General features: G+C 74.7%; 13 protein-coding genes and 1 pseudogene. 8 read left to right on the top strand and 6 right to left on the bottom strand.

Going from position 1 to position 15,466, the window contains the following annotated elements; translation table 11 throughout:
* Positions 1-295: 295 nt before the first annotated feature.
* Together FF36_RS15010 and FF36_RS15005 are read left to right on the top strand one after the other, a co-directional pair.
* Complete coding sequence (locus FF36_RS15010) at positions 296-1,801, top strand: amidase (protein WP_044885691.1); 1,506 nt, start codon at positions 296-298, stop codon at positions 1,799-1,801.
* Positions 1,802-1,884: 83 nt separating this feature from the next.
* The gene (locus tag FF36_RS15005; protein ID WP_044885690.1) at positions 1,885-3,015 is read left to right on the top strand and encodes a PP2C family protein-serine/threonine phosphatase; all 1,131 of its coding nucleotides are present in this window, start codon (positions 1,885-1,887) and stop codon (positions 3,013-3,015) included.
* Positions 3,016-3,032: 17 nt separating this feature from the next.
* Here FF36_RS15005 and FF36_RS15000 read toward each other — a convergent pair whose 3' ends face one another.
* On the bottom strand, positions 3,033-3,242 hold the full coding sequence (locus FF36_RS15000) for a DUF4236 domain-containing protein (protein ID WP_044885689.1): 210 nt from the start codon (positions 3,240-3,242) through the stop codon (positions 3,033-3,035).
* A gap of 293 nt (positions 3,243-3,535) precedes the next feature.
* Here FF36_RS15000 and FF36_RS14995 point away from each other — a divergent pair, with 293 nt between their 5' ends.
* The gene (locus tag FF36_RS14995; protein WP_044885688.1) at positions 3,536-3,985 is read left to right on the top strand and encodes a hypothetical protein; all 450 of its coding nucleotides are present in this window, start codon (positions 3,536-3,538) and stop codon (positions 3,983-3,985) included.
* On the opposite strand, the gene FF36_RS14990 is transcribed toward FF36_RS14995, so the two are convergent.
* On the bottom strand, positions 3,970-4,701 hold the full coding sequence (locus FF36_RS14990) for a TIGR03086 family metal-binding protein (protein WP_044885687.1): 732 nt from the start codon (positions 4,699-4,701) through the stop codon (positions 3,970-3,972). The two genes, FF36_RS14995 and FF36_RS14990, sit on opposite strands and share 16 nt — an antisense overlap.
* Positions 4,702-4,979: 278 nt before the next feature.
* The gene (locus tag FF36_RS14985; protein ID WP_044885686.1) at positions 4,980-5,615 is read right to left on the bottom strand and encodes a TetR/AcrR family transcriptional regulator; all 636 of its coding nucleotides are present in this window, start codon (positions 5,613-5,615) and stop codon (positions 4,980-4,982) included.
* Positions 5,616-5,833: 218 nt separating this feature from the next.
* Between FF36_RS14985 and FF36_RS14980 the strand changes: the two genes are divergently transcribed.
* The 4 genes and pseudogenes from FF36_RS14980 (at position 5,834) to FF36_RS14970 (ending at position 9,424) form a co-directional block, all read left to right on the top strand.
* Positions 5,834-6,649 (top strand): mycofactocin-coupled SDR family oxidoreductase, encoded by an 816-nt coding sequence (locus FF36_RS14980; RefSeq protein WP_044885685.1) that lies wholly within the window; start codon positions 5,834-5,836, stop codon positions 6,647-6,649.
* Positions 6,650-7,001: 352 nt separating this feature from the next.
* Positions 7,002-7,457, top strand: a pseudogene (locus FF36_RS38015) (glycosyltransferase family 4 protein); the annotation flags it as partial.
* Positions 7,458-7,473: 16 nt separating this feature from the next.
* Positions 7,474-8,303: glycosyltransferase family 4 protein (locus FF36_RS38010; RefSeq protein ID WP_242422520.1), on the top strand; the 830-nt coding region annotated here is incomplete at its 5' end.
* The gene (locus FF36_RS14970; RefSeq protein WP_236706441.1) at positions 8,303-9,424 is read left to right on the top strand and encodes a lysylphosphatidylglycerol synthase transmembrane domain-containing protein; all 1,122 of its coding nucleotides are present in this window, start codon (positions 8,303-8,305) and stop codon (positions 9,422-9,424) included. The genes FF36_RS38010 and FF36_RS14970, both read left to right, overlap by 1 nt.
* A gap of 5 nt (positions 9,425-9,429) precedes the next feature.
* Here the strand turns inward: FF36_RS14970 and FF36_RS14965 are convergent, their stop codons facing one another.
* The 3 genes from FF36_RS14965 to FF36_RS40380 form a co-directional block, all read right to left on the bottom strand.
* Positions 9,430-11,277, bottom strand: a complete 1,848-nt coding sequence (locus tag FF36_RS14965; RefSeq protein WP_052681132.1) for an MDR family MFS transporter — start codon at positions 11,275-11,277, stop codon at positions 9,430-9,432.
* Between the two features lie 220 nt (positions 11,278-11,497).
* Positions 11,498-13,423, bottom strand: coding sequence for an ABC transporter ATP-binding protein (locus FF36_RS14960; protein WP_044885684.1), 1,926 nt, complete (start codon positions 13,421-13,423; stop codon positions 11,498-11,500).
* Positions 13,424-14,052: 629 nt separating this feature from the next.
* Positions 14,053-14,571: a hypothetical protein gene (locus FF36_RS40380; protein ID WP_313954349.1), complete on the bottom strand. Its 519-nt coding sequence runs from the start codon at positions 14,569-14,571 to the stop codon at positions 14,053-14,055.
* On the opposite strand from FF36_RS40380, the gene FF36_RS40375 reads away from it, so the two are divergent.
* On the top strand, positions 14,564-15,328 hold the full coding sequence (locus FF36_RS40375) for a Kelch repeat-containing protein (protein ID WP_313949839.1): 765 nt from the start codon (positions 14,564-14,566) through the stop codon (positions 15,326-15,328). The genes FF36_RS40380 and FF36_RS40375 overlap by 8 nt on opposite strands.
* Positions 15,329-15,466: the final 138 nt, after the last annotated feature.

Here is a 15,466-nt window from a genome sequence, read left to right as displayed (position 1 = left end):
CCGTGGTAGCGCCGCGAGATGTTCACGATCCGTTCTCCCGTCGGCGGTACCCCGTCCCCGATGTTGATAACACGATGTGGCGTGCGTGATACGGCGTCCCTCGCATCACGTGTCCGACAACGCGCGATATGACCCGAATCTCACGTGACGTGCACTAAACCCTTCCCTTCCCCATGCCTCTGCCAAACCGGTAACGACGGCGGACAATGGGAGGTATCGCGCGAGAGGCGGGGCGAGCGGNCCGCGGTCGGTTACGGTGCGGGCAGCAAGGCCCGATGCGGCAGGGGGGTGGCTGATGTCGGACGCGCCTGGGATGCTCGTCGATCCGGAGCGGGACGGCCCGCTGGACGGCGTCGCCGCCCTCGCAGCCCGCCTCGCGCGGGGCGAGGTGACCTCCCACGAGCTCGTCGAGGCCGCGCTGGACCGGATCGAGGCAACCCAGTCCACGCTCAACGCCTTCCGCCGGGTACGGGTACGCGAGGCACTCGCGGAGGCGGCGGCGGCCGACGTGGAGCTCGCCGCCGGGTCGACCGGTGGCCGGGGCGGATCGGCCCACGGCCCCGGCGGACCGGCGGCCGACCGGCACCGCCCCCTGCTCGGCGTGCCGATCGCGATCAAGGACGACACGGACATCGCCGGTCTGCCGACGGCGTTCGGTGCCGCGGGCGAGTTCCCCCCGGCCGCTCGGGACAGCGAGATGGTGCGGCGGTTGAAGGCCGCCGGGGCTGTCATCGTCGGCAAGACGAACACGCCCGAGTTCGGGCAGTGGCCGTTCACCGAGGGCCCGGCGTTCGGGGTGACCCGCAACCCGTGGGATCTGGACCACTCCCCCGGCGGCTCCTCCGGCGGCGCGGCGGCGGCGGTGGCCGCGGGCCTGGTGCCCGGCGCGATCGGTTCGGACGGCGCCGGATCGGTGCGCATCCCGGCCGCCTGGACGCATCTCGTCGGGATCAAGCCACAGCGCGGTCGCATCTCCAGCGCGCCCGTGCGCGAGCAGTTCAACGGCCTCACCGTCTACGGCCCGCTGACCAGGACCGTCGCCGACGGCGCCCTGCTGCTCGATGTCCTGGCCGGCAGCCTGCCCGTCGACCGGGACTCCGCGCCGGCGCCGGTCGAGCCGTTCCGGTCCGCGGCCGGGCATCCCCCGCCCCGGCTGCGGATCGGGGTGTCGCTGCACCGCCCCTACAGCGGGATGCCGGCGAGCCTCGATCCGGCGGTGCGCGCCGCGGTGGAACGGATGGCCGAGGTGCTCGCCCGGCTCGGGCACGACGTCGTCCCGGTGGAGCCGCCCTACGGCCTGCTCGGGACGATCTTCCTGCCGCGGTCCATGGACGGCATCCGCGACTGGGCCGGACGGGTCCCGGACCCGTCCCTGCTGGACCCACGGACCGTGGCCAACGCCCGGACCGGCCGGGCGCTGCGCCCGTTCCTGGCGTTGACCCGCGCGGCCGAGCCGCTGGCCCGGCTCAACATCGGCCGGATCTTCCGCCGGATCGACGTGGTGCTCGCGCCGACGACGGCGACCCCCCCGCCGCGCGTAGGCGAGCTCAACCGGGAGACCAACTGGGCCACCGACCAGGCGATCGTGGCGGCCTGCCCGTTCGCCTGGCCGTGGAACGTGCTGGGCTGGCCGGCCGTCAACGTGCCCGCCGGGCGCACCGCCGCCGGTCTGCCGGTCGGCGCCCAGCTCATGGGGCCCGCGGGCAGCGAGGCCCTGCTGATCTCCCTGGCCGCGCAGCTCGAGGACAGCGAACGCTGGCACCTGCATCACCCGGGCGAACGCGCCGTCCCTACCGCCTGACCTTCTGGGCAGGTTTCCGTCACCCGACGGCCGGGTTGCGAGGGTGTGTGGTCGAACGCCTGGTCTGCTCGGGAGAATGAGCCATGCGAACTGCCCGGACGAACCCTGCCGCGCCCGCAGGAGCCGATGCGGTGGGTGGGCCGGAGAACCTGCGCCTGATCGTCGCCGGGGCGGCCGTGCTCACGCTGGCGCTCGTCGTCGACCTGGGACCCGGCGTCGCGCTGACCGGGTACTTCGGCCTGGGGCCGCTGATCCTCGCCGCCGCCTGCCCACCGTTGATCACCGCCGGCATCGGCGGACTGACGGTGATCGTGGCGATCCTCTCCGGGCTCTGGGACCACCGCTTCGGCACGCAGCCGCACATCGCCGCGATCATCCTGGTCCTGGTCCAGTCCGCGATCGCGGTCTACATCTGCGTGTACCGGGACCGGCAGCGCTCCAAGCTGCACCGCGTCCAGGCCGTCGCCGAGGTCGCGCAGCGGGCGCTGCTGCCGGCGGTCCCGGGCCAGCTCGACGGGGCCGGCTTCGCCGCCCGCTACCTGTCGGCGGCGCAGGAGGCGTCCGTCGGCGGAGATCTCTACGAGGTCGTGCCGACCGCGAACGGCATCCGAGTGATCATCGGAGATGTTCGGGGCAAGGGGCTGCCGGCGGTCCGGCTGGCCTCGGTGGTGCTCGGCGCCTTCCGCGAGGCCGCGGTGACCTGGCTGGATCCCGAGCAGGTGGCGGCGGCGTGCGCCCGGGCGGTGGGGCGCGAAGCCGGGCCCGAGGACTTCGTCACCGCGCTCGTCCTGGACATCCATCCCGACGGGCGGCTGGGTATGTGCTCGGCGGGCCATCACCCGCCGCGGCTCGTCTCGGCGGACGGATCGGCGACGCTGGAACTGCGCTCGCCCAGCCCCCCGCTCGGGCTGGCCGAGCGGTTCACCGTCACGACGGCGCACTGGGAGATCGGTGACCGGCTACTGCTGTTCACCGACGGGCTGATCGAGGCCAGGGACGCCCAGAGGCGCTTCTTCCCGCTGGACGATCGCCTGGACCTGCTACGGGGCGGCGGCCAGGACGAGGCTCTGGATCGGCTCATCGCCGCCGTGGGAACCCATGCCGGCGGGGCCCTGCACGACGACCTCGCGATCCTGCTGGCCGAACGGCAACCCGTCCCGATCGTGGCCCCGACCGCGAAGACCGCCCCGACCGCGCGGGTCGCCGCCGACTGAGGGTGCGCCCGCCGGGATCAGCCCTCGGCCCGCCGGCGGCTGCGGCCCTCCCGCCGGTAGGAGAACGGCCCCGGCAGGTCGACGCTGGACAGGCCGCCGCGGCGGTTGCGCGACCAGACCCGCCAGGAGACGCGCCCGAGCTTCAGCGTGACCGAGGACACCCCCCGCTCGCTGACGTTGAGGTGAAACGGTCCGTACCGCGGTCGGCGGGTGTATCGCAGGCCCATCAGATACCTCCGGAAAGGGGCAGTCGCAGGGAGCGGACGAGGAACGAGCGGCGCTGATATCGGCTTTGTCTCCCCGAATTTCGCGGACTAACCATCAATCGGCACCGATCCGACGGATCGTCTTTCGCCCGACATCCGCAGCGTGCGCCGCACCGTCCCACCGCAACCGGCTCGATCCGCTACGGTCGGCCCATGCGCAGGGACGCCGAGATCGCCACCCGATGCCGGCGCCTTCCCGCCGGCGCGGGACCGGCGGCGCGGGCCGCCCGCGCTTCGGGTCGCCGGGGGCGCGGATGAGCGCTGCGGCGGGCTCACCGGACCGCGGCACCCTGCGGCTGCTCGTCGTGCTGGTCGTCGTGATGAGCGCGGTGGCCGCGTTCGCGGTCGGCGGCCTGATCGCGGTGTCCGGTGTGCAGGTGAGCTGGGGGCGCGACGGCGGCGGCTCGGCCGGGTCGGCGAGGGCGTTGTCCGCGGCCATCGGTCGCCTCGGCGCGGACGACGGCGCGGGGGTGGCGACGCGGCCGTCCTCGGACCTCGCGGCGTCGGACCTCGCGGCGTCGGACCTCGCGGCGTCGCCGCAACCGGCGCCGACGGCACCGTCCGGGGCCGTCAAACACCCGGTGCCCGGCGGCGGCGTCTCCCCCACGCCGACGACCCCGGCCCCGCTGCGTAGCTGTTCGGCTCCGCCCACCGCTGCGGCCGGCGGGGCGGGAGCACCGATCCTCATCTACCCCCTGTGCTGACCACCGTCGAGGTGCTGACCGGCGTCGAGAGGCTGCCCGGCGTCGAGAGGCTGCCCGGCGTCGAGAGGCTGGCCGGCGTCGAGGCCGGGCTGCCAGTGCGGTGAGCGGCCGGTGAGGGCGATCAGCCGGGTCCACTCGTCGGCGTCGTCCGGCACCGAGACCGGTGTGGCGAAGATGCCGACGACTCGCCAGGCGTCGATCTGGCGGCGCAGGCTGTCGTGGACCCAGCGCACGAGCTCGCGGTTGTTACCGACGGTCCGCGCCGACGTGGTGTCGCCGGGCAGCCGGCCCGAGGCGTCGATCGCCCGGGCCAGGTCCCAGGCATGAATGAGCAGGTCGGCGGTGAGCTGGAAGGCGTATTCGTCCGCCGGGGTGGGTCCGAACGACAACATCGGGATAGACGCCCAGGCCTCCGGCCGGTCCCAGGCGTCCCGGCTGCGGCGGGCCGTCACCGTCCAGCGCGCGCCCGGATCGTCCCCGAGCTGGTCCCCGTCGAACCGGGTGCCGATGTCCTCCCGGGTGAGACCGGCCAGCAGCGGCGGAACCCACAGATGTTCGACGGTGAGGTGGTTGACCAGCGCCCGCACGTCCCACTGTCCGCACGGTGTCGGCGCCGCCCAGGACCCGGGTGGCACGGCCCGCACCTGCGTGTCGAAGATGTCCAGCGCCCAGTCGAGCCACCTGCGACGTTCCGTGACGGTAAGCGTGCCCACCATCGTCGTGCTCCTTCCGCGCCGCATGGCCGACAGCCCACGAGCCGATGCGCCCGGGCCGCGGCTGGCGCCGCCCTGTCCTGCCCTGTCTCTGTGCCTACCCGGACGGTGCGGCCGTACAACCGGCACCGCCCGGTCCGGGTCAGGTGGTCCCGCCGGGGGTGAGGTCGGAGCGTCGGCGGGGACGGGCTCCTGCTCGCCACGCCGGTGCACCGCCGTGTGGTCGCCGAGATCGCCGACGGCCTGGTGCCCGCGTTGCGGCGCCGCGGCCTCGTTCCGGGTCAGCCGCCCGTGGGGGTCGCGGCCGGGCCGACTCCGCGCAGCAGCAGGTCGACCAGCGGCGTGACGTGCGCGGCGAGGGCGCCCCGGGCGGCGGCGTGCTCGTGGGGCGGCATCGCCAGGGCGTGCATGAGCACGCCACCGAACAGGCCCTCGAGCAGCGGCCGGCCGTCGACCCCCGCCGGCAGCTCGCCGCGGCCGATCGCCCGGTCGACGATGCGCTGGGCCGCGTCGTTGTGCTTCGTGACGATCCGTTCGTGGAAGCCGCCCAGATCGAAGGACTCGACGGCGGCGTCCACGGCGATGCGCACCGTCACCCAACCCATCGGGTCGAGGAAGTGGGCCAGCAGGCTCGACGCCAGGGCGAGCACGTCCCCGCGCAGCGAGCCGGTGTCGTGGTCAACGACGAGCGGGCGAGTGTAGGCGTCGATCGCGTCGACCAGGAGCTGTTCCTTGGTCGGCCACCGCAGGTACATCGACGACTTGCCGACCCCGGCGCGCCCGGCGACGGCGTGCATGGTGAAGCCCGCCCAGCCGGACCGAGCGTACTCGGCCAACGCCGCGTCGAGGACCCGCGCCTGCAGGTCCGGATCCCGGGGCCGCCCGCGCACGGCCTGCCCCGTCGTCGTCTGCACCATCGGTCTCCTCGTCCCCGTCCGCCGGCGGTGTCCCCGTCCGCCGGCGGTGTCGCCGTCCGCCAGCGGTGTCGCCGTCCGCCAGCGGTGTCACCCGCCGTCCGGGGTCCATCATCGCGCGGCGGCCGGCGGCAGCCCTTGCGGACGATCAGTGTCCGCAATAACGTTTGTGACCTGCGCTACACCGATGCCAGGAATTCAGTTTCCGGAAGGAGTGCCGGATGGGCACACTCGACGGCAGGACCGCCTTCATCACCGGAGTCGCCCGCGGGCAGGGGCGGGCGCACGCGGTGCGGCTGGCCCGCGAAGGGGCCGACATCATCGGCGTGGACATCTGCGCCGACATCGCGTCGATGGACTATCCGAACGCCTCGGCGGCCGATCTCGCCGAAACCGTGGAGCTCGTCGAGAAGCTGGGCGGGCGGATCGTCGCCCGCCAGGCGGACGTGCGGGACTTCGCCGGGCTCTCCGCCGCTTTCCAGGAGGGGTTCACCGAGTTCGGCCGGGTGGACATCGTCATCGCGAACGCCGGCATCATCCGGCTGTCGCCGGAAAAGGACCCGTTCACCGAGTGGCAGGACGTCATCGACACGAATCTCACCGGCGTCTTCAAGACGGTGCGGGCCGCCTTACCGGCGTTGATCGAGGGCGGCCGCGGTGGGGCGATCGTCCTGACCAGTTCCAGCGCGGGCCTGAAGGGGACGGGCAGTCCGGACGCGGGCCCGCAGGCGTACACGGCGGCCAAGCGCGGCCTGGTCGGGCTCATGCAGGTACTCGCGAACGACCTGGCCAAGCACTGGATCCGGGTGAACACCATCCACCCGACCGGCGTCGCCACCGGAATGACGATGAACGAGTCGATGGCGAAGCTGCTCGCCGAGTCGGACAACGCCACCGCCGCGATGCAGAACGCGCTGCCCATCGAGATCCTCCAGCCCGAGGACATCTCCGACACGGTGGCCTGGCTGGTCTCGGACGCCGCGAAGTACGTCACCGGCGTCGCGCTGCCGATCGACGCCGGCTTCGCGGTGCGCTGAGCGAGCCCGTCCACGCGAGCCCGTCCACCACCGCCCGACCTGCCACGCCACGCCACAGCCCGCCAGCCCACCGCCGCGGGGCGCATCCCATTCGCGGCACTCATCCAGCTCACACCGGCCGCCTGCAATCATCTCCCCTCATGGATGGTCGCCGACTGCCGTCGTTGCCCGTCGAACGGGACGACGCCTGCCACCCCCCGCCGCATGCCGCACAACTGCGCTGGCCGGACGCCGCGTGAGGCGGACTCCCCGCCCGGCGGGGCCGGACGAGTCCGCGCCGCCGGCGGGCATCGTGCCCGCACCCGCGGCGCCGCCCGGCTCCCGGTCGACCGGCCCCGCGGGTGCCGTCGACCTGCCGCGGACGCTGGTGGTGGCGGACAAGTTCCCCCCGGTCCTCGGCGGCATCCAGACGTTCGCCTGTCACCTGACCGCCGGCCTGCCCGCCGACCGGGTCGTCGTCGTCGCGCCGGCGGCGCCCGGCGCCGAGGAGTTCGACCGCACACTGCCCTTCCCCGTGGTCCGGGCCGGTGAGCGGATCCTCACCTCGCCGCGGTCCCGGCGCCTGCTGCGCTCGCTGGTGCGCAGCGAGGGCTGTGACGCCGTCTGGTTCCCCACCGCCGCGCCGTACGGGGTGCTCGGCCCGACGCTGCGCGAGGCGGGCGTCACCAGGGTGGTGGCGTCCAGCCACGGGCACGAGGTCGCCTGGTCCCGGCTGCCGGTGGGCTGGTCGCTCGTGCGCACCGTCGCCGCCCGCGCCGACGTGTTGACGTACCTCACCGCGTTCACCCGGCGCCGGCTGGTCGCCGTCNCCCCGCCGGGCACCNCCCTCGCGCGGCTGACCGGCGGCGTCGACACCCGCCGCTTCCGGCCGGGCGCCGGCGGGGCCGACATCCGCCGGGCCCTGGGCTGGTCGGACCGCCCGGTCGTGATCTGCGTGGCCCGAATGGTGCCGCGCAAGGGGCAGGACACCCTCATCCGCGGCTGGACCACCGTGCGGCGCCGCCATCCGGGGGCCCGGCTGCTGCTCGTCGGGCAGGGACCCGCCGAGGGCCGGCTGCGCCGCCTCGCCGGACAGGTGGGGGTGGCCGACGAGGTGCATTTCGCCGGCGCGGTCGGTGAGGAGGAGCTGCCCGCCTACCTCGACGCCGCCGACGTGTTCGCCATGCCGTCTCGCACCCGCTGGCTCGGCCTGGACCTGGAGGGACTCGGCCTGTCCTCCCTGGAGGGGGCGGCCAGCGGGCTGCCCGTCATCACCGGCGCCCAGGGCGGCGCGCCCGACGTCGTCCTGCCCGGCCGCACGGGCGAGGTCGTCGACGGCCGGAACACCGCCGCCGTGGCCCGGGCCGTCGTGGAGCTGCTCGACGACCCCGACCGGGCCGCTCGGATGGGCCTGGCCGGGCGGGAATGGATGCGCGAGGCCTGGAGCTGGGGCGGGCTCGCCGGACGCCTCGCCGGGCTGCTCGCGGGCGGCTCGGGTTCCGATCTCGACGCGGTCACGCGACACTCGGGTGAACTGTCACGGGCGCGTCGCGGAGCCCTCGACGAGAACATGTCGGGGAGCATCGCTCCGGATGGCGTCATCCCGGACGGCACCGGGGCAGACCGGGTCGACATGGGCCAGAGCCACGCCGACGCCAGGACGGGAGGACCGTGATGCGCCAGGCACCGGAGGCGGCGGCAGTGGGCGGCGGGGCGCTGCCCCTGGCGACCCTCGACGCCGCCCCAGCGGCGGTCATCGCCCGGACCGGGGCAGCCGCGCCCGTGGTGCCGGGCGGGGACCTCGTCCTCGCCGGCCCGAGCGGCGCCGTGGCGGTGGCCGTCGCGCCCCGCCGCGGCCGGTTCTGGCTGGTTCGCCCGCTGCTGGCCTGCGCGGCGCCGCTGGTGGCGGCGGTGTGGCTGGTGCGGTCGTGGTCGACCGTGCGGACCGGCATCGACGCGCTGGCCAGCGCCCATCCGTTCTGGCTGGTGGGCGCGGTCGCCGTCGCCCAGCTCACCTGGGTCGCGGGCGCGGCCTGCCAGCAGGGGACGGTGCCGCGGTCGCTGCCGGTCCGCCGGCTGCTCGCCGCCCAAGTGGCGGGCAGCGTGGCCAATCACGTGCTGCCCGCCGGGTTCGGGGTCGGCGCGGTGAAGCTGCGTTTCCTGCACCGGCACGGCTTCTCCCTGCGGGAGTCCCTGACGGCGGTCGGCCTCGACGCCACCGCCGGGGTCACCACCCATCTCGCCGTGCTGGCCGTCCTGCTGGCCGGCGGATTCCTGCCGGTGGACTCCACCCGGCTGCCGGACGGCGGCCCGGTGGCCCTGGGCGTCGCGGTGGCCGCGGCGGCCGTCGCCGTCGCCGCGCTGCTGGGCTGGCTGGTACCGGCGGCCCGCCGGGTGGCGCACGGGGTGTGGGCACGAGTCGTCGACCAGCTACGGTCGATGCGCTCCACGATCCGCTCGCCGAGCCGGGCGGCCCTGCTGTGGGGCGGCTCGGCGGCCATCCCCCTGCTACACGCCGCGACCCTGTGGGCGATCATGCGCGCGCTGCACCTCCCGCTCGGCGTCGGGGCGGTCTTCGCGCTGTACTTCGCCGCCAGCGCCGCCTCGGCCCTGGTCCCCTCGCCGGGCGGCTTCGGCTCGCTGGACGCGGCCCTCACCGCGGCGATCATCGCCGCCGGGCAGTCCCCCGCCGTCGCGCTCGCCGCGGTCCTGGGCTACCGGCTGGTCACCGTGTGGCTACCGATGGCACCCTCGGCCTGCGTGCTGGCGCTGATGGTCCGCCGCGGCCACTTGTAAGCGGGCTAGCCGCCGACGCGCGGACCGTCGGACCGCGCGGGACCAGCCGCCGCGGCCTCAGGACCGGCCGCCGCAGCTTCGGGACCGGCCGCCGCGGCCTCGGGACCGGTGCCGCTCGGGGCCGGGGAGGCGGTCCCGTCCGGCGCGGCCGGCTGGTCGGCGAAGGCCGCGCCGGTCTCTCGCAGCGGCACCTCCTTGAGCAGCAGGGACAGCACGAAGGCGAGGACCAGCACGGCGGCACCGACCAGGAAGGCGACTGTGATCGCCTCGGTGAAGCCGGCCTTGAACGGGTGGGTCAGCACCGGGTCGAGTCCGTGGAGGAACGAGGTGTCGTTGAGGCTGCCCGAGCCACCCGAGGACGCCGACCCGAGCACCTTGAGCTGGTCGGGATGGCTGCGCGCGGCCGCGTCGAACGCCGCCGTGCCGCGCGCGTCCGCGTACGCGGAGGTGATCCGGGAGCCGACGATCGAGTACACGATCGACAGGAACACCGCCACGCCGAGGGTGCCGCCGAGCTGCCGGAAGAACGTCGTCGAGGAGGTCGCCACCCCGATGTCCCGCGGCGGCACGGCGTTCTGCATCGCCAGGACGATCGTCTGCATGTTCAGGCCCAGCCCGGCGCCGACGACGAACATCGCCAGATCGACGTAGACGAGGCTGCTGTCGGCCGACAGCCGCCACAGCAACAGCATCCCGACGACGAGCAGCGCCGAGCCGATCACGGGCAGGATCTTGTAACGGCCGGTCCGCGCGGTGATCTGTCCCGCCACGAGCGAGAGCAGCATGATGCCCAGGACCAGCGGGAGGGTGAGCAGGCCGGCCTTGGTCGGCGAGTTCCCCTTGACGAGCTGCAGGTAGAGGGGGATCAGGGTGATCCCGCCGAACATGCCGATCCCGATGATCGCCGACTGGGCTGATCCGACGGCGAAGACCCCGTTGCGGAACAGCCGGGGCGGCAGCAGGGCATCGTCCTTCGCGCGCCGCTCCGCGACCACGAACGCGGCGATGCCGACCAGCCCGATCGCGTAGCAGGCCAGCGAGGAGCCCGCGCCCCAGCCCCACTCGCGGCCCTGCTCGGCGACGATGAGCAGCGGCACCAGGGCGACGATGAGCGTCAGGGCGCCGGGGTAGTCGATGCGGTGCTCGCGGCGCTCGTGGGAGATGTGCAGGACCCGCGCGACGACGACGAGCGCGCCGATGCCGATCGGCACGTTGATCAGGAAGATCCACCGCCAGCCGGCGACGCCGAGCAGCGTGTCCTGGCCGGCCAGCGCGCCGCCGACGACGGGTCCGAGGACGCTGGACGTGCCGAACACCGCCATGAAGTAGCCCTGGTACTTCGCCCGCTCCCGCGGCGGGATGATGTCGCCGACGATCGCCAGGGCGAGCGAGAACAGGCCGCCGGCCCCGATGCCCTGCACCGCCCGGAACGCGGCGAGCATGTACATCGACGTCGCGAAGGTACACAGCGCCGAGCCGGTGATGAACACGGCGATCGCGAACAGGAAGAACGGTTTGCGCCCGTACAGGTCGGACAGCTTGCCGTACAGCGGGGTGGCGATCGTCGAGGTGATCAGGAAGGCGGTGGTGACCCACGCCTGCGCGGTCAGCCCGTGCAGGCTCTCGCCGATCCGGTAGATCGCCGTGGAGACGACCGTCTGGTCCAGCGCCGCGAGGAACATCCCCAGCAGCAGGCCGGAGAGGATGACCATGATCTGGCGGTGCGAGTAGCCGCCGTGCGCGGTGGGCCCGGCGGCGTTGGTTTCACCGGCGTCGATGCCACCGGCGGCGTCCGTGCCACCGGCGGCATCCATGCCACCGGCGGCAGTGGCTTTCCCGGCAGTGGAGGTCATGCGGGTGTCTCCTCTCGACCTGCCGGTCGCGGTCCGGGTCGACGGGTGCCACGACGGCGCCGACCACACCGGATCCACTACCGGAATGCTCCTCCCGCGGGCGTTGAACCACGTTCCGCCCACGACGCTTCAAGCCATCCTGCCCCGCGCGGGGCCCGCCGTCCCACGACCCGGCACGGGACAGCAGCGTCGACCGCACCGTCGATCCCGGCCCGGCCGGTCACACGGCGCTCGGCCGGTAGAGGCGGGCGTAGGCACCGCCGTCGGCAAGCAGGTCGCGGTGGGTGCCGTCCTCGACGACGCGGCCGTGGTCCATGACGTAGATGCGGTCGGCGTCGATCACCGTCGACAGCCGGTGGGCGATCACCAGGCAGGTCCGGCCGACGGCGAGCCGGTCCAGCGCCGTGCGGACCGCGGCCTCGGAGACGGTGTCCAGCGCGGACGTCGCCTCGTCGAGAACCAGCACCTGCGGCGACTGCAGCAGGACGCGGGCGATGGCGAGCCGCTGGCGCTCGCCGCCGGACAGCCGGTAGCCCCGCGCGCCGACCCGGGTCGCCAGCCCCTCGGGCAGCCGGTCGAGCAGGGCGGACAGGCTGGCCGCGTCGAGGGCGGCCCGCAGCTCGTCGTCGGTCGCGTCCAGCCGGCCGTAGCGGAGGTTCGCCGCGATCGTGTCGTGGAACAGGTGCGGATCCTGCGGGACCACGCCGATCGCCGCGTGCAGCCGGGCCGGCGGGATCGCGTCGAGCGGCACGCCGCCGAGCAGGACCCGGCCTCGCTGCGGGCGGTGCACCCCGCTGGCGAGGTAGGCGATCGTCGTCTTGCCCGCGCCGCTGGCGCCGACGACGGCCGTGGTCGTCCCAGCCGCGACCCGCAGTGTCACCCCCCGCAGGTTCCAGGACGGGTCGTCGGGGCCGGGGCGCTCGCGCGCCGCGGCGTCCGCCGCCCGCGCGGGCTCCGGCACGGCCTGGTCGTAGGCGAACCACACCTCGTCGAGCGCCAGGTCGAGGCCCACCGGTACCGCGGCCGCACCCACGCCCGAGCTCGGGGCCGGGGCCAGCGGCCGGGGCACGGCGATGGCGGTCGGCGGCCCGGCGAGCATCGTTGCGGCCTCGTCCTCGGGCACGTCGAGCAGGGCGAAGATCCGACGGAAGGAGGCCCCGGCGCCGGCCAGCTCGGAGCGCAGGTCGACGGCGGAGGACAGCGGGCCGAACGACACCAGCAACGCGCCGCCGAGGGCGGCGACCGTGCCGAGCGTCGTCCGCTCGGAGGAGACCAGCCAGGCGCCGAGAGTGACCACGGCGGTCATCGTCGCGACGATGCCGAGATTGACCAGGAACCGGACCCGGGAGGTGAGCCGGGCCTGTTCCCGGGCGGCGGCGAGCAACTCGGCGCCGGCCGCGTCGAACCGCTGCAACTCGTAGTCGACCCGGTCGAACAGCCGCACGTGCAGCGCCCCGGATACCGACGCGGTGTCGGACACCTGCGCCATGAGCTGGCCGTCGAGTTCCCGCTGGCGCTGCGACAGCGCGGCCAGGCGGCGCCGCCCGGACCGGATGATCACCAGGGTGGCCGGGGCGAACACCATTACCGCGAGGCTGAGCCGCCAGTCCAGCGCGAAGACGACGGCGGTGCCGACGACGATGTCCGCGAGCCGGCAGATGACCGCCTGCACGGTCGCGGAGATCGCGTTCTGGGCGGCCAGGACATCCGAGGACATCACCGTCATCACCTCGCCCTGCTGGCTGCGGGGGAAGAAGGCGAACGGCAGCCGCTGCAGGTGGGCGTTGACGGTCTGGCGGATGCGCACGGAGACGACCCCGCCGAGCCGGGCGATGAGCGCCATCCGCAGGGACAGCACGGTCGACTCGAACACCAGCACGGCGCACAGCAGCAGGACGGGGACGGCGAGGTCGCGCACCCGGCCGGTCGGCAGCGAGGTGTCGATGAGGTGGCGCAGGATGAACGGCCCCGCGGCGACCGCCGCCGACCCGAGCACGGACAGGCCGACGAGAGCGGCCACGACCCGCCCCTGGTCGGCGAAGAAGCGCTCGCTGCGCCGGGCCTCGGCCGCGCCGGTCAGCCGGGCGAGCACGCGGGCGTGCAGGACAGTCACTCTCGACGGGACGGGCGGCGGCTGGCTGGGCACGGGGAGAGGCTATGCGGCCGCGGGCGGCGGGCCTCGGGCGGCCCGAGGCGGCCTCACCACAACCACCCGCGACGGGCAGCTTACATTCTGAAACAGAGGGAACACAATCCGTAGCCTGTTCTGTGCACGGACGCCCCTGCCCACCCGGCTGGTTCCCACGGCCACGACAAGCCCGGTCAGCCGGTCGCTCGGGCCGTCCGGCCCCGCGACGCCATCCATCCACGCGATCCACCCGCCGGTCGGGTCCGCGGACGCGGGCTTGAAGAGGGGGAACCCATGAGTTGGTCCCGCACGTCACGTCGGTGCCCGTCACGCACCTTCGTCCTGGCCGCCACCCTGACGGCGGCGCTCGCCTCGCCCGGCCTGCTCGGCACGGGCGCCGCCGCGACACCGACCGGCGCCCCGGGCGGCCCGGGGCCGACGGGCAGCCCCGCCACCGCGAGCGCCGCCACCACGAGCCCCGGTGCTTCAAGCTCCGCCGCTTCAAGCTCCGCCGCTTCGAGCCCCGCGGGCGGCGGCTGCCCGTCCTACCCGTCGACGGCCGGTCCGCTGGGTAGCTGGCAGACCGTCACCGCCCTGCCCGCTCCCCGCGCCCACCTCGCCGCCACCACCGGCTGCGACGGGCGGATCTATGCGATCGGCGGCCAGGAGACCGCCGGGGTCGCGGGCGGCGCCGGCGGCGCGTCGGGTTCGGCCACCGGCTCGCCCACCCAGAGCGCCTCCCCGTCGAGCGCCTCTGCTTCCCCGACCTCGACTCCCTCCCCGACCTCGACCTCGACCTCGTCTGGGTCGACCTCGACGCCGACCTCAACGCCGACCTCGACCCGGACGGGGTCGCCGACGGCGCCCGCGGGCGGTCCGACCACCACCTCGACGATCATCCCGGGCGCGTTGACCGGAGAACCGACGTTCGGCCCGTTGTCCAACGCGCCGAACGCGCCCGGCGGCAACGGCGCACCGCCCTCCACCGACTCGCCCACCGCCACCTCCTCGTCCACCGACACCTCCTCGCCCACCGACACCTCCTCGCCCACCGGCGGGTCGTCGGTGACGCCGAGCACCCCGTCGTCGGCCACGCCGAGCGGGTCGCCGACCGGCACCGGCTCGCCGAGTGCGGCGCCCGGCGCGGCCGCCGCGCCGGTGGGCACCGTCCAGGTCTTCGATCCGGGCAAGAAGGCCTGGACGGACGCGGCCGGCCTGCCGACCCCGCGGACGCATCTCGCCGCGGCGACCGGCACCGACGGCCGGATCTACGCGATCGGTGGCCGATCCGGTGCCGGGAACGACCCGACGGACACCGTCGAGGTCTACACGCCGTCCAGCGGCACCTGGACGAGCGGGACGGCGCTGCCCAAGCCGATGGGTGAGCCGCGGGCGACCCGCGCGACCGACGGGAAGATCTACGTCCTCGACGGCGACACGCTGGCGATCTACGACCCCGACGCCGCGAGCTGGACCACGGCGGATGCGCCGCCGACCCCCGTCACGGCACCGGTCCTCACCGCTCTGCCCGACGGCCGCATCCTCGCCGCCGGTGGCAGCGCGGCGGGTGGCGGCCCGACCGGCCGCGCCTCATCCGGCGTGTACGCCTACACGCCCGGCACGGGTGGCAGCGGATCCTGGACCCAGGTGTCCGACCTGCCGACCGGGGTGACCCAGGCCGCCGGCGCCACCGGGCCGGACGGACGGGTGTACGTCGTCGGCGGCCGGGACGCGGGTGGCGACGTCACCGACGCGGTGCAGGTCTACTCCCCGGACGACGACCAGTGGACCGCCGGCCCCACGGGTGCGGCCGCCAAGCGGGCGGACGCCGCCGCGACCACCGGCGGTGACGGCCGGGTGTACGTGCTGGGCGGCACGGCCGGCGGTGACGTCCTGGACACGGTGGGGGCCCTGAGCGAGTAGGTCCCCGACCCACCTGGGTGGGGCGGTCGGCACGGCGCCGGCCGCCCCACCCGGCGGCAACCACGAGCCGCGCGACCGGTCGGCCGCAGCGGGAACGGACGCATTCCACGACGGGGACGGACGCGGCGGGAACGGACG

This window comes from Frankia torreyi (assembly GCF_000948395.1).
In the GTDB taxonomy this organism is placed as follows: Bacteria; Actinomycetota; Actinomycetes; order Frankiales; family Frankiaceae; genus Frankia; species Frankia torreyi.
The sequence above is the reverse complement of the archived record's forward strand: the minus strand, read 5'-3'. Positions and strand labels throughout refer to the sequence as shown.